This is a genomic window from Micrococcus sp. KRD012, from assembly GCF_017168555.1.
GTDB lineage: Bacteria > Actinomycetota > Actinomycetes > Actinomycetales > Micrococcaceae > Micrococcus > Micrococcus luteus.
This window is the reverse complement of the sequence record NZ_JABFBB010000003.1, coordinates 457,776-483,608: the sequence shown is the minus strand read 5'-3', so window position 1 is coordinate 483,608 and position 25,833 is coordinate 457,776. Positions and strand designations below refer to the sequence as shown.

23 protein-coding genes and 1 pseudogene are annotated in these 25,833 nt (G+C 68.3%); 17 read left to right on the top strand and 7 right to left on the bottom strand.

All coding sequences use genetic code 11. From position 1 onward, the window contains the following. Positions 1-87: 87 nt before the first annotated feature. The 4 genes from J1M37_RS02675 to J1M37_RS02660 all read left to right on the top strand — a co-directional run bounded on the left by J1M37_RS02675 (position 88) and on the right by J1M37_RS02660 (position 4,053). On the top strand, positions 88-840 hold the full coding sequence (locus J1M37_RS02675) for a DsbA family protein (RefSeq protein WP_036317487.1): 753 nt from the start codon (positions 88-90) through the stop codon (positions 838-840). 8 nt (positions 841-848) lie between these two features. Next, positions 849-1,532, top strand: a complete 684-nt coding sequence (locus J1M37_RS02670) for a vitamin K epoxide reductase family protein (RefSeq protein WP_080695921.1) — start codon at positions 849-851, stop codon at positions 1,530-1,532. Positions 1,533-1,722: 190 nt separating this feature from the next. Then, positions 1,723-2,730: an IS481 family transposase gene (locus J1M37_RS02665; protein WP_036317479.1), complete on the top strand. Its 1,008-nt coding sequence runs from the start codon at positions 1,723-1,725 to the stop codon at positions 2,728-2,730. 300 nt (positions 2,731-3,030) lie between these two features. Continuing rightward, the gene (locus J1M37_RS02660; protein ID WP_223247519.1) at positions 3,031-4,053 is read left to right on the top strand and encodes a cytochrome c oxidase assembly protein; all 1,023 of its coding nucleotides are present in this window, start codon (positions 3,031-3,033) and stop codon (positions 4,051-4,053) included. Here the strand turns inward: J1M37_RS02660 and J1M37_RS02655 are convergent. Together J1M37_RS02655 and J1M37_RS02650 are read right to left on the bottom strand one after the other, a co-directional pair. Then, a protein-coding gene (locus J1M37_RS02655) for an IS5 family transposase (RefSeq protein WP_206452043.1) occupies positions 4,050-4,945 on the bottom strand; the annotation gives its coding sequence in 2 pieces (ribosomal slippage) (positions 4,050-4,592 and positions 4,595-4,945; 894 coding nt in all). The genes J1M37_RS02660 and J1M37_RS02655 overlap by 4 nt on opposite strands. 282 nt (positions 4,946-5,227) lie before the next feature. Further along, positions 5,228-5,824, bottom strand: a complete 597-nt coding sequence (locus J1M37_RS02650) for a hypothetical protein (protein ID WP_036317467.1) — start codon at positions 5,822-5,824, stop codon at positions 5,228-5,230. 190 nt (positions 5,825-6,014) lie between these two features. On the opposite strand from J1M37_RS02650, the gene J1M37_RS02645 reads away from it, so the two are divergent. The 7 genes from J1M37_RS02645 (at position 6,015) to J1M37_RS02615 (ending at position 11,854) form a co-directional block, all read left to right on the top strand. After that, positions 6,015-7,289: an Nramp family divalent metal transporter gene (locus J1M37_RS02645; RefSeq protein WP_080981713.1), complete on the top strand. Its 1,275-nt coding sequence runs from the start codon at positions 6,015-6,017 to the stop codon at positions 7,287-7,289. A gap of 25 nt (positions 7,290-7,314) precedes the next feature. After that, the gene (locus tag J1M37_RS02640; RefSeq protein ID WP_206452042.1) at positions 7,315-7,986 is read left to right on the top strand and encodes a metal-dependent transcriptional regulator; all 672 of its coding nucleotides are present in this window, start codon (positions 7,315-7,317) and stop codon (positions 7,984-7,986) included. Between the two features lie 159 nt (positions 7,987-8,145). After that, entirely contained in the window at positions 8,146-8,724 is a 579-nt protein-coding gene (locus J1M37_RS11650) for a recombinase family protein (protein ID WP_206452041.1), read from the top strand. 54 nt (positions 8,725-8,778) lie between these two features. Then, a complete protein-coding gene (locus tag J1M37_RS02630; RefSeq protein ID WP_002854161.1) occupies positions 8,779-9,291 on the top strand; it encodes a helix-turn-helix domain-containing protein in 513 nt (170 codons plus the stop codon). Further along, positions 9,291-9,929, top strand: a complete 639-nt coding sequence (locus J1M37_RS02625) for a PIN domain-containing protein (RefSeq protein ID WP_206452040.1) — start codon at positions 9,291-9,293, stop codon at positions 9,927-9,929. The genes J1M37_RS02630 and J1M37_RS02625 overlap by 1 nt, the downstream gene beginning before the upstream one ends. A gap of 84 nt (positions 9,930-10,013) precedes the next feature. Further along, entirely contained in the window at positions 10,014-10,754 is a 741-nt protein-coding gene (locus tag J1M37_RS02620; protein ID WP_002854159.1) for a hypothetical protein, read from the top strand. Continuing rightward, positions 10,751-11,854: an ImmA/IrrE family metallo-endopeptidase gene (locus J1M37_RS02615; RefSeq protein WP_206452039.1), complete on the top strand. Its 1,104-nt coding sequence runs from the start codon at positions 10,751-10,753 to the stop codon at positions 11,852-11,854. Before J1M37_RS02620 ends, J1M37_RS02615 begins: the two co-directional genes overlap by 4 nt. Positions 11,855-11,914: 60 nt before the next feature. On the opposite strand, the gene J1M37_RS02610 is transcribed toward J1M37_RS02615, so the two are convergent. Next, positions 11,915-14,749, bottom strand: a complete 2,835-nt coding sequence (locus J1M37_RS02610) for a DNA methyltransferase (RefSeq protein ID WP_342345104.1) — start codon at positions 14,747-14,749, stop codon at positions 11,915-11,917. A 42-nt stretch (positions 14,750-14,791) separates the two neighbouring features. Continuing rightward, on the bottom strand, positions 14,792-15,574 hold the full coding sequence (locus tag J1M37_RS02605) for an abortive infection family protein (protein ID WP_241250746.1): 783 nt from the start codon (positions 15,572-15,574) through the stop codon (positions 14,792-14,794). Positions 15,575-15,633: 59 nt separating this feature from the next. On the opposite strand from J1M37_RS02605, the pseudogene J1M37_RS11765 reads away from it, so the two are divergent. Continuing rightward, positions 15,634-15,730: pseudogene (locus J1M37_RS11765) on the top strand (IS5/IS1182 family transposase); the annotation flags it as partial. 586 nt (positions 15,731-16,316) lie between these two features. On the opposite strand, the gene J1M37_RS02595 reads toward J1M37_RS11765, so the two are convergent. The 3 genes from J1M37_RS02595 to J1M37_RS02585 all read right to left on the bottom strand — a co-directional run bounded on the left by J1M37_RS02595 (position 16,317) and on the right by J1M37_RS02585 (position 20,265). Further along, positions 16,317-17,060 carry a cytochrome c biogenesis CcdA family protein gene (locus tag J1M37_RS02595; RefSeq protein WP_002854293.1) on the bottom strand — a complete coding sequence of 248 codons (744 nt, stop codon included), beginning with the start codon at positions 17,058-17,060 and terminating at the stop codon, positions 16,317-16,319. A gap of 67 nt (positions 17,061-17,127) precedes the next feature. After that, positions 17,128-18,693, bottom strand: coding sequence for a multicopper oxidase family protein (locus tag J1M37_RS02590; RefSeq protein ID WP_065573797.1), 1,566 nt, complete (start codon positions 18,691-18,693; stop codon positions 17,128-17,130). A gap of 705 nt (positions 18,694-19,398) precedes the next feature. Further along, complete coding sequence (locus tag J1M37_RS02585) at positions 19,399-20,265, bottom strand: F510_1955 family glycosylhydrolase (protein WP_060775534.1); 867 nt, start codon at positions 20,263-20,265, stop codon at positions 19,399-19,401. A 156-nt stretch (positions 20,266-20,421) separates the two neighbouring features. Here J1M37_RS02585 and J1M37_RS02580 point away from each other — a divergent pair, with 156 nt between their 5' ends. The 5 genes from J1M37_RS02580 to J1M37_RS02560 all read left to right on the top strand — a co-directional run bounded on the left by J1M37_RS02580 (position 20,422) and on the right by J1M37_RS02560 (position 25,764). Further along, positions 20,422-21,141, top strand: a complete 720-nt coding sequence (locus tag J1M37_RS02580) for a response regulator transcription factor (protein WP_206452038.1) — start codon at positions 20,422-20,424, stop codon at positions 21,139-21,141. Further along, positions 21,138-22,307, top strand: a complete 1,170-nt coding sequence (locus J1M37_RS02575; RefSeq protein WP_206452037.1) for a sensor histidine kinase — start codon at positions 21,138-21,140, stop codon at positions 22,305-22,307. The genes J1M37_RS02580 and J1M37_RS02575 overlap by 4 nt, the downstream gene beginning before the upstream one ends. A gap of 71 nt (positions 22,308-22,378) precedes the next feature. Further along, positions 22,379-22,708 carry a heavy-metal-associated domain-containing protein gene (locus J1M37_RS02570; RefSeq protein ID WP_206452036.1) on the top strand — a complete coding sequence of 110 codons (330 nt, stop codon included), beginning with the start codon at positions 22,379-22,381 and terminating at the stop codon, positions 22,706-22,708. Positions 22,709-22,783: 75 nt separating this feature from the next. After that, positions 22,784-25,021, top strand: coding sequence for a copper-translocating P-type ATPase (locus tag J1M37_RS02565; protein WP_446724880.1), 2,238 nt, complete (start codon positions 22,784-22,786; stop codon positions 25,019-25,021). A gap of 59 nt (positions 25,022-25,080) precedes the next feature. Continuing rightward, positions 25,081-25,764: a DUF305 domain-containing protein gene (locus J1M37_RS02560; RefSeq protein ID WP_206452035.1), complete on the top strand. Its 684-nt coding sequence runs from the start codon at positions 25,081-25,083 to the stop codon at positions 25,762-25,764. Positions 25,765-25,833: the final 69 nt, after the last annotated feature.

Below are 25,833 nucleotides of genomic sequence, written 5' to 3'. Positions count from 1 at the left end.
CCCCTGACCCACCCCTGCATCCCAGCCCCAGCTCATTCCCACCCCGACGGCACGGTGCCGTCGCCACCGACCGAAACGGATCCCTTCGTGAGCACACCGACCCGCAATCCGACCCCCTCTGATCCGTCAACACCGGGCACCACATCCCGCAAGGCCAAGACCATCGTCTGGGTCGTACTGGCCGCTGTGGTGCTGGCCGGGCTGATCGTCGGAGTGGTGGCCGCCAGCGGCCCCCGCGACGCCGCCCCCCAGGGCTCCGGGCAAACTGCCTCCTCCGGGACCGGGCAGAGCGCCCCCTCGGAGGCCACGCCGGTGATGCGCCCAGACAGCCGGGTACTGTCCAAGGCCCCGAACGAGCAGGCCGTGCTGGTGGAGTTCCTGGACTTCGAGTGCGAGGGCTGCAAGGCCGCCTACCCGGTCGTGGAAGAACTGCGCGCCGAGTACGCCGACACGGTGACCTTTGTGCACCGCTACTTCCCGCTGCCCGGACATCCCAACTCGATGACCGCCGCCGTAGCCGTGGAAGCCGCCGGCCAGCAGGGACAGTACGAGGCGATGTATCAGCAGATGTTCGACACCCAGGAGCAGTGGAGCCATACCACTGAGGACCGGAGCCCGGTGTTCCGCGGTTACGCCGAGGATCTCGGCCTGGACATGGCCGCCTACGATGCCGCGGTGGCTGACCCGGCCACCCGCGACCGCATCGAGGCCGACGTGGCCGACGGGACCGCGCTGGGCGTGCAGGGCACCCCGACCTTCTTCCTGGACGGACAGATGCTCACTCTGAACACCCTCGAGCAGTTCCGCGCCGAGGTCGACGCCGCCGCCACGACGGACTGACCGGGCCCATGAGTGTCCCCGACACCGACACCAATTCACCCGTGACGATCCCCACGACCACCACCGACCGCCCTGCCGGTACCGGGCAGGCCTCCGACGTAGCGGGGATACCGACTGTCGCCCGGCACCGTCCGTTCGGCCTGGTGCTGTTGATCACCGGGGTGGTCGGCTGGGTGGCCTCGGCGATCCTGGTGCTCGAACGCCTGGAGCTGTACGAGGATGCCGGGTACATCACCAGCTGTGACATCAACCCCTGGGTGTCTTGCGGGAAGGTGATGGGGACCTGGCAGTCCGAGCTGTTCGGCTTCCCCAACCCGTTGATCGGCATCGTGGCGTTCGCCGTGGTCATCACCACCGCCATGGTGACCCTCTCCGGGGCGAGCCCCGGGCGCTGGTACTGGGCCGGCCTGCAGGCCGGGGTCACCGCCGGCACGGTGTTCACCATCTGGCTGTGGTCCCAGGCGTTGTTCGAGATCCACATCCTGTGCCTGTACTGCATGATCGTGTGGGCGGCGATGATCCCGCTGTTCATCCTGCTCACCGTGCGCAACCTCGCCCACGGCGTGATCCCCGCGCACGCCGCGGTGGTGCGGTTCTCCGCCGGCTGGGCCGGAACCCTGGTGGCCATCGCCTATGTGGCCGTGGCCGCCTCGGTGTTCTGGACCTTCTTCCCGGCCCTCACCGGTTACTGACACACCAGCCGCACTACGGCCCGCCCACGCGCCCGCAACGAGGAGAAACCACACCATGGCCGAGACCGACGTGCTAGTTGTTGTGGGTCATGAGGTTCTTGCCACGGGGTACGGGCTGAGATGAGACGAGCGGGCCTCTCCCGCAGGATGGAAGTTCCTCAACAACCCACCTGCCAGAAGAGACCCGCTCATGACTCACGCTAACGCACCCCTGACCCCGACCGGCCGTCTCAGGATGGTCCACCGCCACCTGCACGACGGGATCCCGCAGGCACACGTGGCAGCCGAGTTCCGGGTGAGCCGGCCCACGGTGGCCACCTGGGTCGCCCGCTACCGCGCCCAGGGAGAAGCCGGCCTTCAGGACCTGCCCAGCCGGCCGCACCGTTCACCTGCCCAGCTCGATCCGGTCCTGGTCGCCCAGATCCACGCCCTGCGGCGGGAGCGCAAGTGGTCCGCACGGCGCATCCATCACCACCTCGCCTCCGAAGGCCACCAGCTGTGCCTGCGCACCGTGGGGAGGTGGATGCACCGGCTGGGCATCTCCCGGTTGCGAGACCTCGCGCCCACGGGTGAGGACCTGCGCCAACGACCACAGAAGATCACCGCCCGCGGCCCGGGGCACATGGTGCACCTGGACGTGAAGAAAATCGGGCGCATCCCCGAGGGGGGCGGCTGGCGTGCTCACGGCCGGGACTCCGAGAACGCGCGAGCGGCCAAACGCGGGCCTGGCCGGCGGGTCGGCTACACCTACCTGCACTCGGCGATCGACGGGTACACCCGCCTGGCGTACACCGAGGCGTTGGAGGACGAGAAGGCGGTGACCACGATCGGGTTCTTCTGCCGGGCGAGGGCGTTCTTCGCCGCCCACGGCATCACCGTGGACCGGGTGATCACGGACAACGGCAACAACTACCGGGCCGCGGACTTCACCCGGAAGGTGGTCTCGCTCGGAGGCCGGCACCACCGGATCCGCCCCTACACCCCGCGTCACAACGGGAAGGTCGAGCGGTACAACCGGCTGATGGTCGACGAGGTCCTCTACGCCCGCCCGTACTCCTCAGAGCACGCACGGCGTGAGGCCCTGGCGGTGTGGGTGAACCACTACAACTACCATCGGCCTCATACCTCCTGCGGAGACGCTCCTCCGGCCTCACTGGCACCGACCCGAGTCAACAACGTCATGCCCTCCTACAGCTAGTGATCGGCGCCCGCCAAGCAGGGCTGGCGCTCGGGCACTACCTGAGGCGTGAGGAGCCGAGCTGTCGGCAAAGCCGGACACAGGTTGGGAAACCGAGAAGGGCAGGCAGTAGGTTCCTTGTCCAACAGGCCCTCTACCGCCACGTCGCGACAACCGGGCAGCTCCGTGAGGATGGAGGCAAGGTCCTCGCCCGGAAAGGAAGTACATGATCGGCTGGCTGGAGCGGTGGCAGATTCCCTTGTACCTGGTTGCCCTGGGAGCCGGTGCCGCTTGCGGAAGCGGCATAACCGAACCGACACCGTGTCCACGATCAAGGGCCAAGGCCCCACTCCTACTCCGGCCTCACCTGACCCCGCTCCGGCACCACCACCGCGGCCGAAGTCGCCGACGTTTGATCGCCTCGATGAAGGGAAATTCGCTATGCCGCCGATCGACCAGTGGGTCACGTTCGAACCCCTCACCGGCTCACCCGTCGGCATCGCCGCTCTGCTGTTCGCGGCACTGTATCTGCGAGGAGCGATCTGGATGTGGCGAAACAGGCGCCGTTGGGCGATCGCCCGCACAGCATCGTTCCTGATCGGGTGCGCCCTGATCTTCGCTATCACGATGTTCGGTGTGAACCGTCTCGCGACGGAATCCATCACAGCGCTGGTGTTCCAGCAGATCACCCTGCTGACCGTCGTTCCGCCGCTCCTCATCGCAGGGTCACCCGGGCTGCTGCTCCTGCGCAGCACACCGCACACCGGCCTCGGGCGTCTCGTGCTCCGTGCCGCGCACGGGGGACTGCGCTCACGATTCTGGAGCGCCGCACTGCACCCTGTGGTCGCCATCGTCATTGCGATACTGCTGTACCCGGTCCTCTACCTGACCGACGCGATCAGCGTCATCATGCGCATCCCCTTCGGCCAGGACGCCTTGCTCTTCGTCATCCTCGTCCTCGGCATCGTCTCGGCAACACCGCTATGGTCCTCCGATCCGCTACCGCGCCAACCCTCCTTCGCCGCACGATTCGTCGATATCGCCGTCGAGATCCAGATCCACGCCATTTTCGGCCTGATCCTGCTCCGTACCGCCACACCGCTGTTCAGCGCATACGCCACCCCCACAGGCAGCCATGACCCCGTCATCGACCAGGCGATCGCCGGCACGCTGGTATGGACCTACGCGGAGCTGCCGATGTTCGTAGTGCTCATCGTCTGCCTGTCCCGCTGGCGAGCCCGCGACGTGCGCACCTCGAGACAGCGACAGAAAGCCGAGGACGCCGAACTCGACTCTTACAACGAGTACCTCGCCAGCCTCTCCCGAAGACGGAACGAGAGCTAGGGCATGTCTGACAATCGTTTGGACCACGCGAGCACAGCGTTCAACACCACGGCGGCCCGGTAGACGATCGCGTACTTGTCGTACCGGGTCGCCAGGCCCCGCCATTGCTTCAGGTGCGCGTACTGGCGCTCGATCACGTTCCGGCCCTTGTAAGCCTGCGAGTCCAGGCCCACGGGACGGCCACCGGCCGAGCCGCGGCGCCTGCGGTGGCCCTGCTGATCCGCCGGTTCAGGGATGACCGCCTTGATACCGCGGGCACGCAGGTGGGAGCGGATCGCCCTGGAGGAGTACGCCTTGTCACCCAGGACCGCGTCGGGGCGGGTGCGAGGCCTTCCTACCGGCCGTGCCACACGCAGTTGCCCCAGTAGGGGCAGCAGCATCGGGGAGTCTCCTGCTTGGCCGGGGGTGATCAGGCTGACCAGCGGCAGCCCGGTCCCGTCCACGAGCTGATGGATCTTCGTGCTCAGCTCGCCCCGTGAGCGCCCGACGCCGTGATCGGTCGGCTCCTCATGCGGATTCTTGTAGTTCGACCCATCCCCCTTGTGTGGCGGGTGATGTTCGTGGCGTGCTGGTGGGCGCGGGCGATCGTGGAGTCCACCGAGACCGACCAGTCGATCAGACCTTCAGCGTCCGCGGCGGCGGTCAGCGTCGCCAGCACCGTGTCCCAGGTGCCTTCTTCGGCCATGCGCCGATGCCAGGTCCACACGGTCTGCCAGGGCCCGTAGACCTCGGGCAGATCCCGCCAAGCGATTCCGCACCGGTATCGGTAGATGATCGCCTCCACCATGGTGCGGGCATCGGCGAACGGCCTGCCGGCCCGGCCGGTCCGGGCAGGGAGCATCGGGGCGATCAACTCCCATTGGGCATCGGAGAGCATCTGGAACCGGGACATGCCCCCAGGGTGCCAGCTGACCCGTGGATCCATTCTCAGACACGCCCTAACCCCTGGGCCTCGCCCCGCGACGTGCGCCAGCAGGTGCGTCCCTCTTTCCGCAGAAGGTCGGGGGTCCTCAAGACCTTGTGCAACTGGTGTCACCCCAGAGCCGCTCGGAGCGTCCAGGCGGGTATGCCAGAAGCGACCCCCTGTCCCTCAGGGGATGGTGGGGGCGTTGTCCTGGTGTGAGGGCGAGGTCCTGATCCTTCAGAGGCGGCATGGCGGTCCGTCGTGCGGGGGTCAGATCAGCGGTGCGGCGCTCACGGACAGGTTGGTGCCCACACCCGTGGCGTTGAGGTAGACGACGGTGGTGCCGTAGCCGGAGACCGTGATGGACCGGTAGAGGGAGATGGCCGTGACGGCGGTCGAGCTGGCGCCCGTGGACCCGGCGACGCTGTAGGGGGACTGCCCCGTGGTGCCGCAGGCCTCAGTGCGGTCCAGGCCGAGCCGGCAGGTACCGTCGGTGCGTCCTACGGATCCGTTGGCCGGGACGGCGAGGCCGTTGGTCGCGTTGTAGGTCTTCCCGTTGTTCAAGGCGATCCGGGAGGTGCCGCCGTTGCTGGTGGAGGAGACGGATCCGGTGCGCACCCCGCAGGCCGCGGCCTCGTCGCTGAGGCGGAAGTCGAAATCGAGGGCCACCTGCTTGTTGGACAGCCTGCCGAGCGTCTCGTTGGTGATGCGCAGGTAGGTCAGGGTGAACGCCGAGGCTGGGAGGGGCTTGCCTGCGGTGTACCCCGCGCAGGAGGAGGCGGCCATGGCGGGCGCGGCCGTCGATGCGGCCACGGCCGGCACGGCCCAGGCGAGGCCGGTGGCTACTGAACGGCGGGAGATTTCCATGAGGGGTACTCCAGTTAGGGCACACAAAAGAATTCAGGTGCACACGATTAGGTTCGTGAAAGCAGGAGTGTTCGGCTACGGCCGTCGGTGCATCTGAGACTGCCGGGGTGCCGGGGTGTGGTCAGACCACCTGTCTCCTCAGAGTTCAGGTATGTTAAATCTCATGCATGCATCGCCATTGGAGCCTCGGATGACCGCCGGTGTGGATCGGCCGGCGGATGGCAAGGTCGCCGTGGAGAGGGTGGATCGCCCCGGTCGTCGGGGAATGCGGCTGCTGGGGCCGGCCTTCGTGGCGGCGGTGGCCTATGTGGACCCCGGCAATGTGGCTGCGAACCTGACGGCGGGGGCCCAGTACGGGTACCTGCTGGTCTGGGTGCTGGTCGCAGCGAACCTGATGGCCATGCTCGTGCAGTACCTCTCGGCGAAGCTCGGGCTCGTCACCGGCCGCTCGCTTCCGGAGCTGCTGGGGCACCGGTTGCCGCGCGGGCGGCGTTTGGCGTACTGGGTGCAGGCGGAGATCGTGGCCGCCGCCACGGATCTGGCCGAGGTGATCGGAGGGGCCATTGCCCTGCACATCCTCTTCGGTATCCCCCTGCTGGCCGGCGGGGTGATCGTCGGGGTGGTCTCGATGATCCTGTTGGGTGTGCAGTCCCGGCGCGGGCAGCAGCCCTTCGAGTTCGTCGTCATGGGCCTGCTGGCCGTGATCACCCTCGGGTTCGTCTCGGGACTGTTCTACGGGCCCATCTCCTGGGGTGAGGCCGTGGCGGGCATGGTCCCCCGGTTCGAGGGAACCCAGACGGTGCTCCTGGCGGCCGGCATGTTGGGGGCCACGGTGATGCCCCACGCGATCTATGTGCACTCAGCTCTGGCGCGTGACCGCCATCAGGGGGCCCACGCTCATCCGGGCACCCTTGGCAGGCTGCTGCGGGCCACCCGGTGGGATGTGGGGCTGTCGCTTCTGGTGGCAGGGTCGGTGAACATCGCGATGCTGCTGCTGGCGGCGGCCAATCTCTCCGGGGTCTCCGGGACGGACAGCATCGAAGGTGCCCATGCGGCGATTACGGCCGCGCTGGGCCCCACGGTGGGTGTCCTTTTCGGCGTCGGCCTGCTGGCCTCCGGGCTGGCCTCCACCGCGGTGGGCTCCTATGCGGGGTCGGAGATCATGGGCGGGCTGCTGCACTGGCGCATCCCTCAGATGGTGCGACGGGTGCTCACGCTGATCCCCGCGCTGTTGGTCATCGCCTCCGGGGTGGATCCCACCTGGGCGCTCGTCCTCTCCCAGGTGCTGCTCAGTGTCGGCATCCCCTTCGCCATGATCCCCCTAGTCCGCCTGACCGGTGCCCGGGCCGTGATGGGCCGACACGTGAACTCCGCGCCCCTGCAGACGGCGGCATGGGTGGTCGTGGCTCTGATCGTGGCCCTGAACGCCGTGCTGCTGTGGCTGACGTTGACCGGGCAGGAGTGAAGGAGGCCCCGCTATCGTGCAGGCCATGAGCCTTGACGAGATCACTCCGGTGGCCCAGGACTACCTCAAGGCAATCTGGTCTGCCACGGAGTGGGGAGACGCGCCGCTGAGCACGAAGAGCCTGGCCGCACGAATGGGCACCACCGCGCCCAACGTCACCGAGACGGTCAAGCGCCTGGCAGCTCAGGGCCTGGTCGAGTACCAGCCCTACAAGCCCGTGACCCTCACCGGGAAGGGACGCGAGCACGCGATCGCGATGGTGCGCCGACACCGGCTGCTGGAAAGCTTCCTCGCCGCGACCCTGGGCTACTCCTGGGACGAAGTCCACGCGGAAGCCGAACGACTCGAGCACGCCGCCTCCGACGAGCTGATCGAGCGGATCGATCAGATGCTGGGCCGCCCCACGCGCGATCCCCACGGCGACCCCATTCCCACTCCCGAAGGGCAGCGGGCACAGCCAGCCCACGCGGTCCGCCTGGACGTGGCCGAGCCGGGGTTCTACCGGGTCCTACGCATCTCCGACGCCGACCCGCAGCGTCTGGTCCGCTTCCAGCAGGCCGGACTCGTTCCCGGCACTGTCGTCGAGGTGACCGAGGCGGGCCACTCCCGACTGCGCGTGGTCGCAGTCGGGCCCGTGGAACTCATCGAGACGGATGCGGCTGCCATCTGGCTGGTGCCGAGCGCGACTCGAGGATGAATCGTCCTCACCTTCATTGCGCAGCGGTGCCGCCCCCGTCGAGAAGCAGGCTGTCCAAGGGGGTATACCCCTTTACACACCCCCCGCCGCCACGAGAGGGTCACGTCAGAGTGGGTTCAGTTCGGGCCCGTTGGACATACCTGACGGAGGGTCTTAAACGTGGTTGGACAGACCGTGGGGTACGTGCGGGTGAGCTCGGCGGAGCAGAACCTGGACCGCCAGCTCGAGGCGGTGGGGGAGTGCGACCGCGTCTTCGAAGACAAGATCTCCGGCAGCTCCCGCGCCAAGCGCGCCGGGTTGGCCGAGCTGATGAAGTACGTGCGGGAGGGGGACCTGGTGAAGGTCGCCTCGATGGACCGGCTGGGACGGGACACCCGGGACCTATACGCGATCGTGGATGAGCTCACCGAAAAGGGGTGCGCGGTGCAGTTCGTGTCCGAGCGGATCACCGTGGACAAGTCCGGCAGCTCCCCGGTGGACGGGCTGATGCTGGGCATCCTGGCCGCGTTCGCTGAGTTCGAGCGCCGGCGGATCAAGGAGCGTCAGGCCGAAGGCATCGCCCTGGCCAAGGCCCGCGGCAAGTACGTGCAGGCCCCGAAGCTCTCGGACACCGACGTGGAGCAGGCGCGGGTGATGATTCAGATGGGGATCCCGAAGGCGGAGGTGGCGCGCACGTTCGGGGTGAGCCGGCAGACGCTGTACACCTCGCTGGCTCGGGGTGTGGAGACGGGGGGCTGAGCCTGGCCTGGAAGAGGGTTGCGATTTTTTCGTTTCGTCTCCCATACTGCTTGCATGACCACCACGCTCAACGACAAGCACACGGTGATGCCTCCCACGGACCTGGAGGAGATGCTCGATTTGAGCAGGTTCCTGGGGGGCTTGACGCAGCCGGCCGCCCTGCTGGGACCTGACGGGCAGACCGTTCCTCTTCCGCTGGAGGCGTTCAACGTCCTGCGCGACGTGGTCGAGGCCATGCGGGTGGGCAAGGCCATCACCGTGGCCCCGGTCGATCAGATGCTCACCACTCAGGAGGCGGCCAACTTCCTGGGCATCAGCCGTCCCACGCTCGTGAAGCTGCTGGAGAGTGGGCAGCTCCCCTACGAGTTGCCCTCCGGGGGACGCCACCGGCGGCTGCGCCTGCAGGACGTGGTGGAGTACCAGGAACGGAAGCGCCGGGATCGTCGTGCTGCCCTGCAGGAGCTCGCGGGCTCGGCCTCGGAGGCGGGGTTGTACGCCGAGGACGCGGATCGCTACCGGGACGCGCTCCGGCAGGCGCGCCGCGACCTGGGGCAGGAGGCCGAGTAGTGGCGCGCTTCAGTGCCGTGCTCGACGCCTGCGTGCTGGTGCCCATCGCGCAGGCGGACACTCTGCTCTCCCTGGCAGACGCCGGCCTCTACCGGCCGTTGTGGAGTGAGCGGATCCTCGAGGAAACCATCCGTGCGCTGGAGGCGATCCATCCGGACATGAAGGAGTCCGGGGCGGCCCGTCACCGCGCTGCCGTGATGAACGAAGCGTTCGACGATGCCTGCGTGGAAGGGTGGGAGGAGCTTCTGAGCGCGATCAGCCTGCCTGATGAGAACGACCGGCACGTGGTGGCCGCGGCGATCCAGGGGCGCGCGGATTTGATCGTGACGGCCAACCTCAAGGACTTCCCGACGGAGGTGCTGGGGCGGTTCAACCTGGAGGCCCAGCACCCGGACGAGTTCTTCGTGAACCAGCTCGACCTAGACCCCGCTGAGGTGATGCGTTCCTTGCAGGTGCAGGCATCGGCCACCCGCAACCCGGCTCTCACCGTGGCGGACATCCTCGCGAGCTTGGAGCGGTGCGACGCTTGGAGGTTTGCCGAGGCGGCCCGAGCTCAGACCTGGCGGCTGGAGAGCTCGCAGGTGGGAGGCGGAGGAGTCGCAGGCGGGGTTGCCCCACTGAGCAGTGCCGACCGATGAAGATTATACTTCAGTTTTCATCAAATTATGATCATTGGTGCTTCGCTTCTGGACTTGTCGAGGCGGCCATGCTTTACTGTCTGCGTGGATCGAGCCGAAGAAGCAGCCCAGGGCGCCTTGCACGCCATCACTATCGCCTGCACCGAGAGCGGCCTTACTGACGCCTTGCGCGGGCTGGTGCAGGAGGTCTACTCGATCAACCTCGCTCGATACGAGCCTGACGAGCTCGGTGACACTGCGAGGTCCCTCGGCTTCCAGGGCCACGAGAACATGACGGAGCGGGCCCTGCGGCGATTCCGCCACGATGACCGTGAGCGCGCCGACACTCACTGGAGCATTGACGGGCTTCATGTGGCTACTCCGCGGAACGTCCTCACCTTCGAGCTCGCGGGCGCGAGCTTTTTGACGATGAAGGTCCCACCTGCGCAGCGGCGTACTCCTGACTGGGAGGGTGGCATCGACTGGAGGCAGAAGAGTAACGCCCGGTTGGCGTTCGCCACCGAGAACTCGGAAGTTCTGAAGCACAGGACCCCTGCCACCGGCATGGTGCCTCTCTTCTCATTCTCTGGTGCCCCCGGAATTGTGCGGAAGTTCATGTTCCTCTGGGCAGGGGAAGCCAGCACCGGGCTGACCGCGGGCTGGCTGGCCGTTCCCGTGCTCGGTGAGAGGCCCTTCCTCGCCCATCAGAGGCTCTGGTGGGACACCGACCTCGACACGCAGGCCACGCCGACGCCCATGGCTGATCGTGGCCCGAACTTCGATGAGAGACCCGCAGCAGCCCTGTCGATGGCCCTCAAGCGGCGGCCTCAGGAAGGCCAGGCGTGACCCGACCTTCGCATCTCTCCGCTGCGGGTACGGACTTCGATGGCACTCGGCTCACTGTGGCTAGAAGGCTGCGCCGGAAGACCAAGGCGACTCTCGCCCGGGAAGTGGGAGTCACCCCCACGGCCATCGGGCAGTTCGAGAAGAACCTCTCGAAGCCGACTCAAGGCGTCCTGGCCCGGCTTTGCTTGCAACTGGGCCTGCCTCGGGAGTTCTTTGGCGCAGGACGACCCTTGGCGCTCCTGCCCGCGTCCGGGGCCCACTTCCGCTCGTTGCGCTCTACGTCTGCGGCGTCCAGGGAGCAGGCGCTGGCCTATGGCGAGCTGTGCCTGGAGCTGGTTGACCTGGTGGGTGCCTACGTCGACCTTCCTTCGGTGTCGCTGCCCGAACTGGAGCTACCCGAGGAGCTGACCGATGAGGCCGTTGTTGAGGCGGCTCGGCTTACTCGTGCGGCGTGGGGCATCGCCCCTGGCCCTGTGCCATCGGTCGTCCAGGCTCTGGAAGCGCATGGAATCATCGCCTTGCGGTTGCCGACGGAGACGGATGCGGCTGTGGACGCGTTCTCGACATACTCCGGAGCAAGACCACTGGTTTTCCTCTCCCCGACCAAGGATGACAAAGCTCGTAGTCGGTTCGACGCGGCCCATGAGTTGGGCCATCTGGTTCTGCACCCCGACACGGAGCCTGGGTCGAAGCTAGTGGAGCAGCAGGCTCACCAGTTCGCCGCTGAGTTCCTCATGCCTCGAGACGAGATCGTTGAAGACCTGCCCCGGCGTATCAACTGGCCGGCGTTCCATGAGCTCAAGCGCCACTGGGGGGTCAGTCTGCGTGCCCTGGTTTACCGTGCTCACTCGCTGGGGCGGCTCTCCGAGGCCTCGTATCGACGTGCCAACCAGCAACTCTCCGTTTGGGGGCATCCCGAGCCCGGGCCTCTCGGCCCGGCAGAATCGCCGCAGGTGCTCGGGATCGCTCGGCAGCTGATCACTGATGGCGGGTACGACTTCGAGGCCATCATGGCCGCTGGCCGTATCGCTCCCGAGGTTACTGAAGCGGTCATGGATGCTGCCTCGACTGTGCGGCCGAAGTTGCAGTTCGTCGTCTGAGAGGGGCAGACCTCTACTCCGGCGCCGGTGCTTCTATTCCATCCGCCGTATAGGGCGTTGCTACGAGGTCAGCTCCGCATATCGGGTGAAGAGCAGCTCCTGACGTTCTAGCTCGGTACGGCACCGGCGGGGTGCTCCCATGATCTTGTCCATCACCGTGTCCAACCCGTCGTGGGCCCTCACCAGGACCGGGTCCATGCTCAGAGGTGCGTAGTGCTGAGCCAGGGATCGCTCGGGGTGGAGAGCCCGGGCTTCGAGGACGTTCTGGCCGGCCTTGGCCAGAGAGGCCCGGTCCTTGTTGGTCAGAGCAGGCAGGGGGAAACCGTTCCAGGTAATCGTGCTGGAGAAGGACAGGTCGGACTTCATACGTCCGCCGACGGTCTTCATCCAGGTGATGAACATCGAGGAGGAGGCCACGGCGAAGACGATGCCGTCGGGGTCCACGGCACCGTAGACCTTGTTGGAGATGATGACGTCGGGCTCGAAGTGGGCCACGGGCAGGTAGGCGCGCCCCTCACTGCTGACTTCTGGGATCCCGACGAAGGGCACATCGGAGACGAGGCCGCGCTGGCGGAACAGGTGGGGGAAGCGCGCCCAGTCCCGGGTGGAGGCGGCCTTGGACTTGGCCCGTTCGGCGGCGACACCCTCGAGACGGCGCTTGAGCTCGGGGGAGCGGGAGGGCGCATCCGGGTCCATATCGGTCAGCCAGAGGCACCAGCGTTGCTGGCCGCGGATCAACTCGACCGCGCCGACGTAAGGGCGCACGTAGGGGGCCATCACGGGATCGGCCATCACGGCCTGGTACTGCTCTGCGGTGACGATGAGGTTGCCGTCATCCGTGGGCTTGGAACCATAGACGACCTCCGGCATGTCGGGGGCGAGTGGGGTGCTGCGCTTCTGCACCAGCACGTTGGGTCCGTCCACCAGGTAGGCGTTGATGGTCTTCACCGCGGACACTTCGCGGGCCTCGCCGCGTGCATGCTCGTACTTGAACAGGCGCGCCTTGGCGTCGGGCTCGCGGGTGAAACCGACGATCACGCAGTGCACCGCGGCCTTGCCAGGGGCCTGGGAGTCCCACGCGAAGGTGCGGTGGGCGAACTTGATCCGCCAGCCGGCGGCGAAGATCGGGGCGAACAAGCGGGCCGGCTGGTCCCCCTGCACGATCGAGTTCGTCGTCACGAACGCCCACTCCCCATCCCGCTCAGCCAGCAGGCGCAGGGTCAGTGCGTGCCAGGAGGTCACGAAGTCCAGGCGGGAGAGCTGCTTGCCTTCTCCCCAGGCCGCCTGCATTAGCGCCAGCTGGGCAGCCGTGCGGGTGTGGTCACCTAGGAACGGGGGGTTGCCGAACACGAACGTGCGCCCGGCCGGGGCGGGGAGGGCCTGAGACCAGTCGAGGGTGAGCGCGTCGTGTTGGTAGATCGTGGCGGTGATCTTGATCGGCAGGCGTACCGGGGCCTGGCCGAGCGCGGCGGCCAGCTGCCGGTTGGCCTGGTGGTCCACGAGGAACATGGCGGTCTCGGCGATCTTGGCCGGCCACCAGTTGATCTCGATCCCGTAGAACCGGTCGATGTGGATCCGCTGGTCCAAGCTCACGTCCAGGGACAGGTCCTGGGACCCGGTGCGGCGGCGCTGGTCGGCCAGCAGGTCCGTCTCGATCTCGCGCAGCTTGGCGTAGGCCAGGTTCAAGAAGTTGCCGGCTCCGCAGGCCGGGTCGACGTAGATGTTGGCGGCCATCTCCTCGATCAGCCCGATCACCTCACGCCGGGTGGTGGTCTTGTTCTGGATGAGCCGGTCCGCGCGGGCGCGGTACTCGTCCAGGAAGAGCGGGCCGATGGTCTTGAGGATGTTCTCCTCGGAGGTGTAGTGCTCTCCGTCCCCGCGGCGGGCCTGCTTGGACTTGACCAGTTGGAACATGGAGCCGAATACGGCCGGGGAGATCTGGGTCCACCGGAACCGGCAGGCGGCCACGAGCGCGTCCCGGAAGTCGTTGGTGAGGAAGCCGGCCGTGGAGGTGCCGTCGAAGATGCCGCCGTTGACGTAGGGGAAGCGGGCCAGAGAGTCCGGCACGCCGCGGCGCCGGTTCTCTGGGGTGTTGAGCACGCGGAAGAGCGCGTCGAGCTGGGGGCCGAGGTTGTCGGCGGTGGTGTCCCACTCCACCCAACGCTGGAACAGGTCGGCCTCCCACAGGCCGGCGTCGTCTCCGTAGAGCAGGAACAGCAGCCGGGTGAGCAGGATCGAGGCCTGCTGGGTGGCGAACTCCTCCTCTTCGGCGTCCTCGGGGGCCTCCTCGCCCACGGGTACGTCCACCTCGTCCCCGACGAGGGCGGTGAACATGGAGGCCATCAGCTGCGCGGCCGCGATGGAGGCCTCTTGTTCCTCGGTCTTGGTCACGGTGTCCCGGCCGGCCAAAAACATCAGCTCGTCCACGTGATCGGCGGCGTCCTGCACCGCGAACTCGGACACCCAGCCGGCCTCGCCCAGACGTTCGACACGGATGCGGGCGAAGTCGGTGACCAGCACGTACTTGGGCCACTCGTGCTGACCGATGGATCCGCCAGCCAGGTAGTCCAGGGCCTGGTCGTGGGCGACGTCGAGGTCAGAGCCCAGGGACTTGGCCTCGCCCAGGGCGACACCGGACCAGAAGAAGTCGATGTAGCCGGCCCCACCGGTGGAGGCGCGCGCGGCCCCGCGCTCGAACAGGTCGATGCGCTCGGGGATCACCTCGAAGGTGCGCAGCAGGTCGGACCAGAACTGCTGGGCGAAGGACTTCTCCGTGTGGGTTTGTCCATCGGCGCGCCAGCGGGCGATGCGTTGACCCCAGGCATGTCCGAAGTCGTCCAGGGCTGCGCGGATGACGCCGCGATCTGCAAGTTGCTCCACAGGCACAACGTACACGGGGCCCTGCCGTTCTAAACCTAAGAATCGGGGCCGAGAGGGTCAGCTGGAAACGGGCGGTTTCTCTACGTGGGTGTCGATGAGGAAGCCGGCGATGGCGAACCCCGCGTTGACCGCGAGCTTGGCATGGCGAGGTGCCGGCCCCACAGAGCGCTTGCCTCGACCGTGGGCGTCGCTGAGGGCATTCCTCATCGCGGCCAGTCCTCCAACAAGCGTTGCCGCCCCACTGAGGATCTGCTTGATGATCTGTTCGCTGTGCTGATCCGGTGCCACCTGCATCGCACTTGAGGTGGCCTTGTAGAGCCGAGCGAGATCCCACCCGTCTTCGTACTTCACTCCGCGTTCATCGCAGATGTGCTTGCACACGCTCTCGATGGTGGTGCGGGTCGCGGTGATAGCTCCGTCGGGGTCGTCCTGGACTTTGGTCAGCGCGGCCTGCCAGGACCTGTTGACGGCCTCCCAGTCCTCGAGCTTCTGCAGGGACTCCTGTGCTGCCTGCGCGCCGGGGGTGCCGGCGGAGAGGAGCATGCCCCGTAGCCGGGTGAGCTCCCCTTCAGGGGGGCGGCCGTTTTTGAACTCGCCGTCGTAGGAACACAACTCCAGTAGCACGGCGCGTTGTTGAGGCGGCGGAAGAGAATGCAACCCGGTCTGGAAGATCTGCCATCGGGAGGGGCTCCCGTTCCACCGATAGGGGCCCAGCACGTCGGTGTAACGAGCGAAGAAGTCATGGAGCTGGGGGCCGCTGAAGCCTGTCTCCTTGGCGAAGAGCGAGGTGGCTAGAGAATCGATCCGGAACGGCAAAAGCGTTGGAGAGGTAGAGGCCATATACGCTCCTAGGGCGTGTCTGACAAACAGTCTAGGGGCCCACTGGCACCTTGGAAGGCATGTCCCGTTTCCAGATGCTCTCCGATGCCCAGTGGGAGCTGATCGCCCCGATGCTGCCTACTCACACGGGCCGGCCCGGCAGGCCCTTCTCGGATGCGCGGATGATGATCGAGGCCATCATCTACCGGTACCGGTGCGGGATCGCCTAGCGCGATCTGCCCAAGGTCTTCTGGCCGCGGCAGAGAAGTGTGGACCTGGTATCGACGCATGGCCGAAGAAGGCACCTGGGATCGGGTGCTTCAGATGCTGATCGCCGCAGCGGACGCGGGCGGTGCTCGCGTAATCCAAACGATTGTCAGACACGCCCTAGTGGCTGTGCTCACCCTCCTGGCCACCATCGTGCTCAGCTGGGTCGGTCTGGGAAGTTAGGCAGCCGCCGACGCCTGAAACGCCGGTAGCGTCGGCCGCGCGGGACACGGGGTACCCCTAACGACCAGCAACTGGGCTCATGTTGGGGACCTTGGCGGCATCCTAAGGCGCTCCCCTGAAGAGGGCCGCCTTGTGCACCACCGCAACGCTGACCGTCACTCGGTACTGACCTGGCAGGTCCCATCGGTGCCCGCGTCCTTAACTGCACTTGGTTAGGGGCGGGCGCCGTCGTATGCGGTGGCGGCAGACCCTAGTGATTCCACGGCCGGTGTGCAGGGTCTGGGTCTGGGCCAGGTTGGGGGGGGGGAGTCTCTTAGACGGGGGTGGTGAAGGTTCCGGCGAGGTTCTGGAGTTGGTAGATCCACGCCGTCCAGATTCCGGTGGCCATCAGGACGCCGACCAGCACGAGCAGGGTGCCGCCGGCGATATTGAAGGCGCGCATGTGGCGGCGCACGAAGCCCAGTGCGGTGCTGACCCAGCCCAGGCCTCTGGCGACGAGCACGAAGGGTATGCCCAGTCCCAGGCAGTAGACGAAGCCGAGCAGGGCCCCGCGCCATGCCCCTCCGGTGGTGGTGCTCAGGGCCAGCACGGCGCTGAGGGTCGGTCCCATGCAGGGTGTCCAGCCCAGGCCGAAGCCCAGGCCCAGCAGTGGGGCTCCGGCCAGGCCGGTCCGGGGGGTGAAGGAGGGGGTCGTGGTCCGTTGCAGGAAGGTGAGCATGCCCATCAACGCCAGTCCCATGAGGATGACGAGGACGCCGAGGATGCGGATCAGCAGGTCCTGCCAGCGCAGCAACCAGCCGCCGATCAGACCGAAGGCGGCCCCGTAGAGGGTGAAGACGGCGGCGAAGCCGAGGATGAACAGGCCCACTCCGGTCATCACCCGGCGGCGGTTGTCCGGGCGGGTGGGGTCGGACAGTCCGGAGACGTAGCCCAGGTATCCGGGCACGAGCGGCAGGATGCACGGCGAGAGGAAGGAGACGATTCCGGCGATGGCGGCCAGGGGGATGGCCAGCAGCAGGGCGCCGGATTGGACCGTCTGAGCGAAGTACTCGCCCATTTATTTCCTCCTACGGGTCAGGACGGGGGTGCCGGGCCAGAGGTCTCGGGCGGGCTGGGCACGGTGGTCAGTGGATGTAGGAGAAGACGCCCATCATCCCGGCCTCGGCGTGGTAGGCGTTGTGGCAGTGGGTTAGCCACTGGCCCGGGTTGTCCGCCTCGAAGTCGAAGACGATGGTTTGCCGGGGTTTGATGATGACCGTGTCCTTGCGGGCGCCATGGTCGGCCAGCTGGAAGGTGTGGCCGTGCAGGTGCATGGGGTGCCACATGTCGGTGTCGTTGGTCATCGTGACCCGCACGCGTTCGTCCAACCGGAGTTCGAAGGCGCCCTCGAAGGGGTTGGCCGGGTCGAAGCGTCGCCCGTTGATGCCCCAGTCGTACTCCATCATCGATCCGGTGAGGCGTACCTCGTGGGTCCTGGTCGGGTCCTTGGGTGGGAGCAGGACGGATTCGTGTGCCTTCAGTCGGCTGCCATCGAGCACGGTTCCGCCCAGGGTCTGCGGGAGCCGACCGGAGAGCGTGGTCTTTGGACCGGCTGCGATGATGCCGTAGGCGTGGCCGGTCTTGCCCTCGGGCAGGGCCAGTACGGGCACCGCCTGGTCGCCGAGGGTGATCAGCACGTCCAGGCGTTCGCCCATCCCCAGGACGACGGCATCGGCCTGGCGGGGCTGGACCGGGAACCCGTCGGTGTGGGTGATGGTCAGTTCCTGGCCGGGGATCCCGACCCGGTAGGCGGTGTCTCCGGCCGCGTTGATCAAGCGCAGGCGGATCCGGTTGCCCGGGGTGCTGGAGAAGGTGTCCGGGTCGGATGGGGGGCGGCCGTTGAACAGGTGCACGGGGATCTTCACGTCGCCGGCGTCCCCGCCCAGATAGTCGCTCTCAGCGCCCATGAGCATGTGCTTCATGGGCATGCCCGAGGAGCTGTCCTGGCTCATGGACCCGTGGTCCATGCCCGCCATGCCGGCCATGCCCTCCATGTCGCCGGACATGTCCATCCCGGCGGAGAGTTCCTCGACGACGTCCTGCGGTGTTCCGGTGATCCCGTCGAGCCAGTCGTCCAGGATCACGACCCATTCCTGGTCGTAGCTGAGGGGCTCGTTGGGGTCCTCGACGATCAGGGCCCCGTACAGGGCGCGTTCGCGCTGGGTGTCGAAGTGGGAGTGGTACCAGTACGTGCCCGGATGGGACAGCCGGAAGCCGTACGTATAGCGTCCTCCGGCGGCGATGGGGTCCTGGGTCACCCCCTGGACTCCGTCGGCGTCGTTGCGCAGGGCCAGCCCGTGCCAGTGCACGCTCGTGTCCTCGGGCAGGTCGTTGGCGACGCTGACCTTGAGCAGATCCCCGGTCTGGGCGCGCAGCAGCGGCCCGTTGAGGCCGTCGTTGTATCCCCAGGTGGTCAGGCCCCGACCCTGGAGGGAGGTCTCGAGGGGTGCGGCGGAGAGCCGGTGGGTGACGGTGGTGCCCGAGGCGGCGCGTCGTTTCTCGTACTCGGCGACCAGCGGGTCGGTGGGCAGGATGCGCCCTGACGGTTGGGGGCTGATGGCGGGATCGGCGCAGGCGGCCAGCCCGGCCAGCGCCAGGGCCCCGACGGAGGCGCCCAGGAAGGTGCGGCGGGTGGTCAGTGAGGAGGTCATCGGTTCTTCTTTCCGTCGTCCGGCCCCGTGTCGCAGGCGGGCGCGACGGGGCCGGGCATGGCTGATCAGTTGCTGGGTGAGGCCGGTGGCGTACCTGGGCTGCGTGCCGCTGTCACCCGGAGGTATTGGCGGACCCTGCGCTCACCGGTGGGGCGCGGCCGGGGGCTTTAGGTGCGGCTGATGGCCAGTTGAGCCAGTGAAGGGTCCACGGGGGCCGGAAATGGGCAACCCAGGGCAGGGGTGGTGCGGTCAGTCCCCCACCGGGGCTAGACAGGAGGGCCCGGGAGGCCAAGTGGGAGACGACAGGTGCCTTGGTCAGGGCCGAGGCGCAGGTATCGTCCACGGCCTCCAGGGCACAGACCGGCAGCCCGGGGTCGGCTGCCTCATCCCCGGCAGGCTCGGCCGGGAGCACGACCTTGGGGACCATGCCGGCCGGACCGATGGCCCCCGGCCCGAGGTGATGAACAGTTGTGGCGGCGGCCGTACCGGTGGCGGCCCAAGCCGCGCTGGTGCCCGTACCAGCGTGCATCCCGAGCAGGCTCAGGATCAGCGCGAGGGTGCCCAGAACGGTTCGCAGGGCGGGCCAGCCGGACAGGGGGTGGCGGGAAGTGCTTCGGTGTCCTGCCGCCATCCGCGTTGTCCTTTCCTGTCCGTCTGCGCTGATCGAGGTTCGGGTCCGGGCCGGCTGGGGGCGGTGGGGCCCGGTCACAGCAGCTGTTCGGTGGTGTTCCCGCCGTCGGTGGTGGACAGCACGGTCGAACCGATGACCAGCAGTGCTTCGGTCTGCCCGTCGTCGGTGATGCCGGCGCCCAGGGCGGAGGCCGTGCCGACCGGGCGGTCGCTGGCGGTCCAGGTGTCGCCGGCGTCGGTGCTGGTCAGCAGGTGTCCCTCGGTGCCGGCGCCCACGGCGGTGGTGTCATCGGCCCAGGCGACCAGGTGCATCAGCTGGGGGGTGTCCAGGGTGGTCCAGGTCGCGCCGTGGTCGGTCGAGCGCAACATGCCGGTTTCGGTGGTGGCCAGCACGGTCCCGGTTTGGGGGGAGATCGCCAGCGATGCCGGGGCGACGGGGATCTCAAGGCTCTGCCAGGTGAGGCCGTCGGTGCTGGCGCGCAGTTGCCCATCGAAGCCGAGGACCCCGTTCGGGCCGGCGGCCAGGGCGTGGAAATCGGATGCGCCGCCGCGGGAGAGCACCGTCCAGCTCTGGCCCCGGTCGGTGGACTCGGCCAGGCCCAGCGGCTCGGGCAGGTCGGTGCGCGGCGCGGGGTGACCCGAGGCCAGGTAGCGGCCCTCGGGAGTCAGGGTGAAACCCATGAAGTCCACGACCGGACCGACCTGGGTCAGCTCCCCGTCCTGGAGCCGGAACAGGCCCTGGTGGGTGGCCAGCAGCACCTCACCGGACTCGGGGTCCCGGGTGAGGGCATGGACGTGGGTGATGGCCGTGCCGGTGCCCTGCGTGCCGGTGCCGGCCGCCGGGGATGTCGCGGGGTTCGGCGCGGCGCAGGCGGTGAGGGTGCCAGCGCCGAGCAGGGTCAGCCCGCCGGCGATCAGGGTTCTGCGGGTCAGGGGGGTCATGGAGCCTTTCCGCCCCGGGCCAAAAGGCGGGGCTTATACCATTGTCGGCCGGTGACGCGCCGGGATGAGGCGGTTTGCCTTGAAGATTCGATGAAGATTCCCCGCCCCGGCACCGTTCTGAGCCGCCGGGGCGCGAGACAGAGCGAGACTGGACCCATGAACTCTGGCACTGGGACTGACACTGGGACTGGTCCGGCGGCCGGCCGGGTGTTGGTGGTCGATGACGAGAAGCCGCTGGCGCGCATGGTGGCCACCTACCTGGAGCGGGCCGGCTACGGGGTGGCTCTCACCCACACCGGCCCGGCCGCAGTGCAGGCCGCCCGGGTTCACGAGCCCGACGTGATGGTCCTGGACCTGGGCCTGCCCGGGCTGGACGGGATCGAGGTGTGCCGGCGGGTGCGGGCCTTCTCCGAGTGCTATGTGCTGATGCTCACCGCCCGCGGCGATGAGCACCACCGGCTGGAGGGATTGGCGGTGGGGGCCGATGACTACATCACCAAACCCTTCAGCGTCCGGGAGCTGGTCGCCCGGGTGGGGGCGGTCATGCGCCGGCCGCGCACAACGGTGTCAGCCCCCGAACCGGAACGGGTCTGCGGTGACCTGGTCATCGACCTGGCCGCCCACGAGGCCCGCGTGTCGGGCCAGGTGGTGCAACTAACGCGCACGGAGTTCGACCTGCTGGCCGCCTTGTCGGGGCGCCCGCACCAGGCCTTCTCCCGGCGCCAGCTGATCGATATCGTCTGGGACCCGGCCTGGGTGGGCGATGAACGGCTCGTGGACGTGCACATCAAGAACCTGCGCCGCAAGCTCGACGCGGACCCGGCCCGCTATATCGACACCGTCCGCGGGGTCGGCTACCGGATGGCGGAGCAATGACCGGCCGGCGGCGCTACCAAGGATTAGCGGCCCGGTTCTTCCTCGCCCAGCTGCTGGTGGTGGGGGTCAGCGTGCTGGCCGCGGTGGTGGTGGCCTCCCTGGCCGGCCCACCACTGTTCCACGAGCACCTGGAACAGGCCGGGGCCGGACACGATGCAGCCCAGGTGCTGCACGTGGAGCAGGCCTACCGGGACGCCAATTTCTGGACTCTGGGCGTGGCCCTGGCCACGGCCTTGATCTGTTGTCTGGCATTGACCTGGCATGTCGCCCGCCGGATCCAGAGTCCGATCAACGCCCTGACCCAGGCGGCCAAGGCCATGGCCGGTGGACGGTACGACACCCGCGTGCCGGCCATGGGCGCCGGCACCGAGGTGGAGGAGCTGGCAGGGTCTTTCAACACCATGGCCGCACGGCTTCAGCGCACCGAGGACACCCGTCGACGGATGCTCTCGGACCTGGCCCACGAGCTGCGCACCCCCGTCTCCGTGCTGACCGTCTACCACGAGGCCCTGCAAGACGGGGTGTCCCACTGGGACGAGCCCACCGGTGAGCTGATGGGCGAGCAGCTGGCCCGGTTGACCCGGCTGGTGGAGGACATCAACGACGTCTCCCGCGCCGAGGAGGGCCGGATCGAACTGGACCGCAGCCCCCAAGGGGTCAGCGGGCTGCTGCATGCCGCGACCGAGGCCCACAAGGAGGCCTACGCCACCAAGGACGTGGCCCTGACCATGGACGCCGATCCGGGCCTGGCCGTGGACGTGGACCGCCAGCGCATGGGCCAGGTCCTGGGCAACCTGCTCACCAACGCCCTGCGCCACACCCCGGCCGGGGGCCGGGTCACCCTCGAGGCCCGACAAAGCCCGTCCGGGGTCACGCTCAGCGTCACCGACACCGGGGAGGGGATCTCTCCCGAGCACCTGCCGCACGTCTTCGAACGCTTCTACCGCGGGGACACCGCCCGCGACCGTGACCACGGCGGCTCCGGGGTCGGCCTGGCCATCTCCCGAGCTCTCATCCAGGCCCACGGCGGCACCCTGAGCGCCACCTCCACCACGGCCGGGGCGACGTTCACCATCGACCTGCCCACCAAGCAGCCCCCCGACCAGCCCACCTACCGGCGCACCCGTTTATCCACCGTGAACACCGGCGCTCCACCCCTTGAATGATACCCCCGGGGGGTATATACCAAGAGGAGAGGCGCCGTCCGGCGCCGCCCTCAGACCTGAAGGAGACCGTCATGACCGAATCCGCCCGCACCCCGCTGCTGGGGGCCACCAACGGTTGCTCGTGCTGCGCCCCAGCCGCCGACGCCACCGCCCCCGCCGGGCGCCAGAGTGCCGACCCAACCGGGACGAGCGCCGGCGCCGCGACCTACCAGGTGGAGGGCATGACCTGCGGACACTGCGTGGGCTCCGTCGCCGAGGCCGTGAGCGCCCTGGACGGGGTGGACGATGTCCGGGTCGAACTGGTCGCCGGCGGGGCCTCCCCCGTCACCGTGACCGGGCCCGCCTCCGCGGACTCCGTGCGGACGGCCATCGAAGCGGCCGGCTACCGCGTCCGGATCTAACCGACCCATCCCCTCGAGGTCGGCGCCCCACCGCCGAGCCGGTCGCCGAACAGACCGCCGAGCAGAAGGAACACCATGAGCACCCCGCACCACCACGATCACCCCACCGACCAGACCGCCGAACACCCAGACCCGAACCCCCACGCCGGCCACGCCAACCACACCGACCATGCCGCCCACCACCCCGCGGACGCCGACACCCACGGTCAGGCCATGCCCCAGGGCCACGCCCACTCGGCCCTGGACGAGGACCACCAGGTCCACGACCACGGTCAGCACGCCGGGCATTCCACCGCGATGTTCAAGAACCGGTTCTGGGTCTCACTGGTGCTCTCCATCCCGGTGGTGTTCTTCAGCCACATGGTCGGGCAGCTGCTGGGCTACCACGTCCCCGAGTTCCCGGGCTCGGCGTGGATCGCCCCGGTGCTGGGCACCGTGATCTACCTCTATGGCGGCATGCCCTTCCTGAAGGGCGGGCTGACCGAGTTGCGCGCCCGCCAGCCCGGGATGATGCTGCTGATCGCGATGGCCATCACGGTGGCCTTCGTCGCCTCCTGGGTCACGACCCTGGGCATCGGGGACCTGATGCTGGACTTCTGGTGGGAGCTGGCGCTGCTGGTGGTCATCATGCTGCTGGGCCACTGGATGGAGATGCGCGCCCTGGGCGCGGCCTCCTCCGCCTTGGACGCGCTGGCGGCGCTGCTGCCGGAGGAGGCCGAGAAGGTCGTGGACGGTGACACCATCACCGTGCCGATCACCGAGTTGGCCGTGGGCGATGTGGTGCTAGTGCGGGCCGGGGCCCGGGTGCCGGCCGACGGGACCATCCTCGAGGGCACCGCGGAGTTCGACGAGGCGATGATCACCGGGGAGTCGAAGCCCGTGCTGCGCCAGGCCGGGGACACGGTGGTCGCTGGGACCGTGGCCACCGACAACACCGTGCGGGTGAAGGTGGCCGCCGTCGGGACCGACACGACCCTGGCCGGGATCCAGCGGATGGTCGCCGACGCCCAGGAATCCTCCTCCCGCGCCCAGGCGTTGGCCGACCGGGCGGCGGCCCTGCTGTTCTGGTTCGCCCTGGTCGCGGCGATCATCACCGCGATCGTGTGGACCGCGATCGGCCAGCCCACCGACGCGGTCACCCGCACCGTGACCGTGCTGGTCATCGCCTGCCCGCACGCCCTGGGCCTGGCCATCCCGCTGGTGATCGCCCTCTCCACGGAGAAGGCCGCCAAGTCCGGGGTCCTGATCAAGGACCGGATGGCCCTGGAGCGGATGCGCACCATCGACGTGGTCCTGTTCGACAAGACCGGCACCCTGACCGAGGGCGCCCACGTCGTCACCGCCGTCACCGCGATGCCCGGCGTGTCCGAGGCAGAACTGCTGGCGGTGGCCGCCGCGGCCGAGGCTGACAGCGAGCACCCCGTGGCCCGGGCCATCGTCACCGCCGCCGGGCAGCACCCGCAGGCCAGCACGTTGCGCAAGCGCGGCACGGACTTCAGTGCTGCCATGGGCCGCGGGGTGCGCGCCACCGTGGACGGCTCCGAGATCCTCGTCGGGGGCCCGAACATGCTGCGCGAGCTTAACCTGACCATGCCGGCGGAGATCACTGAGCACACCGCCTCCTGGACCGCGCGCGGGGCCGGGGTGTTGCACGTGCTGCGCGAGGGGTCCGTTATCGGCGCGGTCGCCGTGGAGGACAAGGTCCGCCCCGAGTCCCGGGCCGCCGTGGCCGCCCTGCACGCCCGCGGCATCAAGGTCGCGATGATCACCGGCGATGCCCGCCAGGTCGCCGAGGCCGTCGGGGCGGACCTGGGCATCGACGAGGTCTTCGCCGAGGTCCTCCCCCAGGACAAGGACACCAAGGTCACCGAGTTGCAGTCCCGGGGACTGTCCGTGGCCATGGTGGGCGACGGCGTCAACGACGCCCCGGCACTGGCGCGGGCCGAGGTCGGCATCGCCATCGGCGCCGGCACCGACGTGGCCATGGAGTCCGCCGGCGTTGTGCTGGCCAGCAACGACCCCCGCGCGGTGCTGTCGATGATCGAGCTCTCCCAGGCCAGCTACACCAAGATGATCCAGAACCTGGTGTGGGCCACCGGCTACAACGTGCTCGCCGTGCCGCTGGCCGCCGGCGTGCTCGCCCCGATCGGGTTCGTGCTCTCCCCCGCGGTGGGCGCGATCCTGATGTCCGCCTCCACCATCGTGGTCGCCCTCAACGCCCAACTGCTGCGCCGGATCAACCTGGACCCGGGCCACCTGGCCCCCCTCGGCGCCCCCCGGCCGGAGGCTGCCCTTCAACCCGCGACCTCCTGATCGCGCCTCTTGGCGCGAACTCTGATATGAACCCTCAACCCACTATGGAAGGACCCACCATGAAACGCACCATGACGCTGACCGCCCTGGCCCTGGCCTCCGCCCTGACCTTGACCGCCTGCGGCACCGGCGCCCAGGACGAGAACGCCGGCGCTGAGGCCTCGGCCACTGCGACCAGCTCCGCCCCGGCCGCCACCCCTGCGGCCACGGCCACCGCGACACCGTCCACCACGGCGACCGGTTCGGCTGAGGAGGTCTCCGCCGAGCACAACGACGCGGACGTGATGTTCGCCCAAATGATGATCCCGCACCACCAGCAGGCCGTTGAGATGAGCGAGATGCTGCTGGCCAAGGATGACGTCCCGGCGGAGGTGGCCGCGTTCGCCCAGAAGGTCATCGACGCCCAGGGGCCGGAGATCAAGCGCATGAACGCCATGCTCACCGCCTGGGGCCAAGACCCCGTGGACACGGACGGCATGGACGGTATGGAGGGCATGGACCACGGCGGGATGTCCGGGATGATGTCCGAGGAGGACATGACCGCCCTCGACCAGGCCCAGGGCACCGAGGCCGCCCGGTTGTACCTGGAGCAGATGACCGCCCACCACAAGGGCGCCGTGGACATGGCCAAGGACGAGGCCAAGGACGGCCAGAACCCGCAGGCCGTGCAGCTCGCCGAGCAGGTCATCGCCGACCAGGAGGCCGAGATCACCGAAATGCAGCAGATGCTCGACAAGCTCTGAGCACCGTCGTCCGCTGCGGGCATCCGGTGAGACGCGGCTGGCGATAGACCCCGAAACCGGAACGGGTCC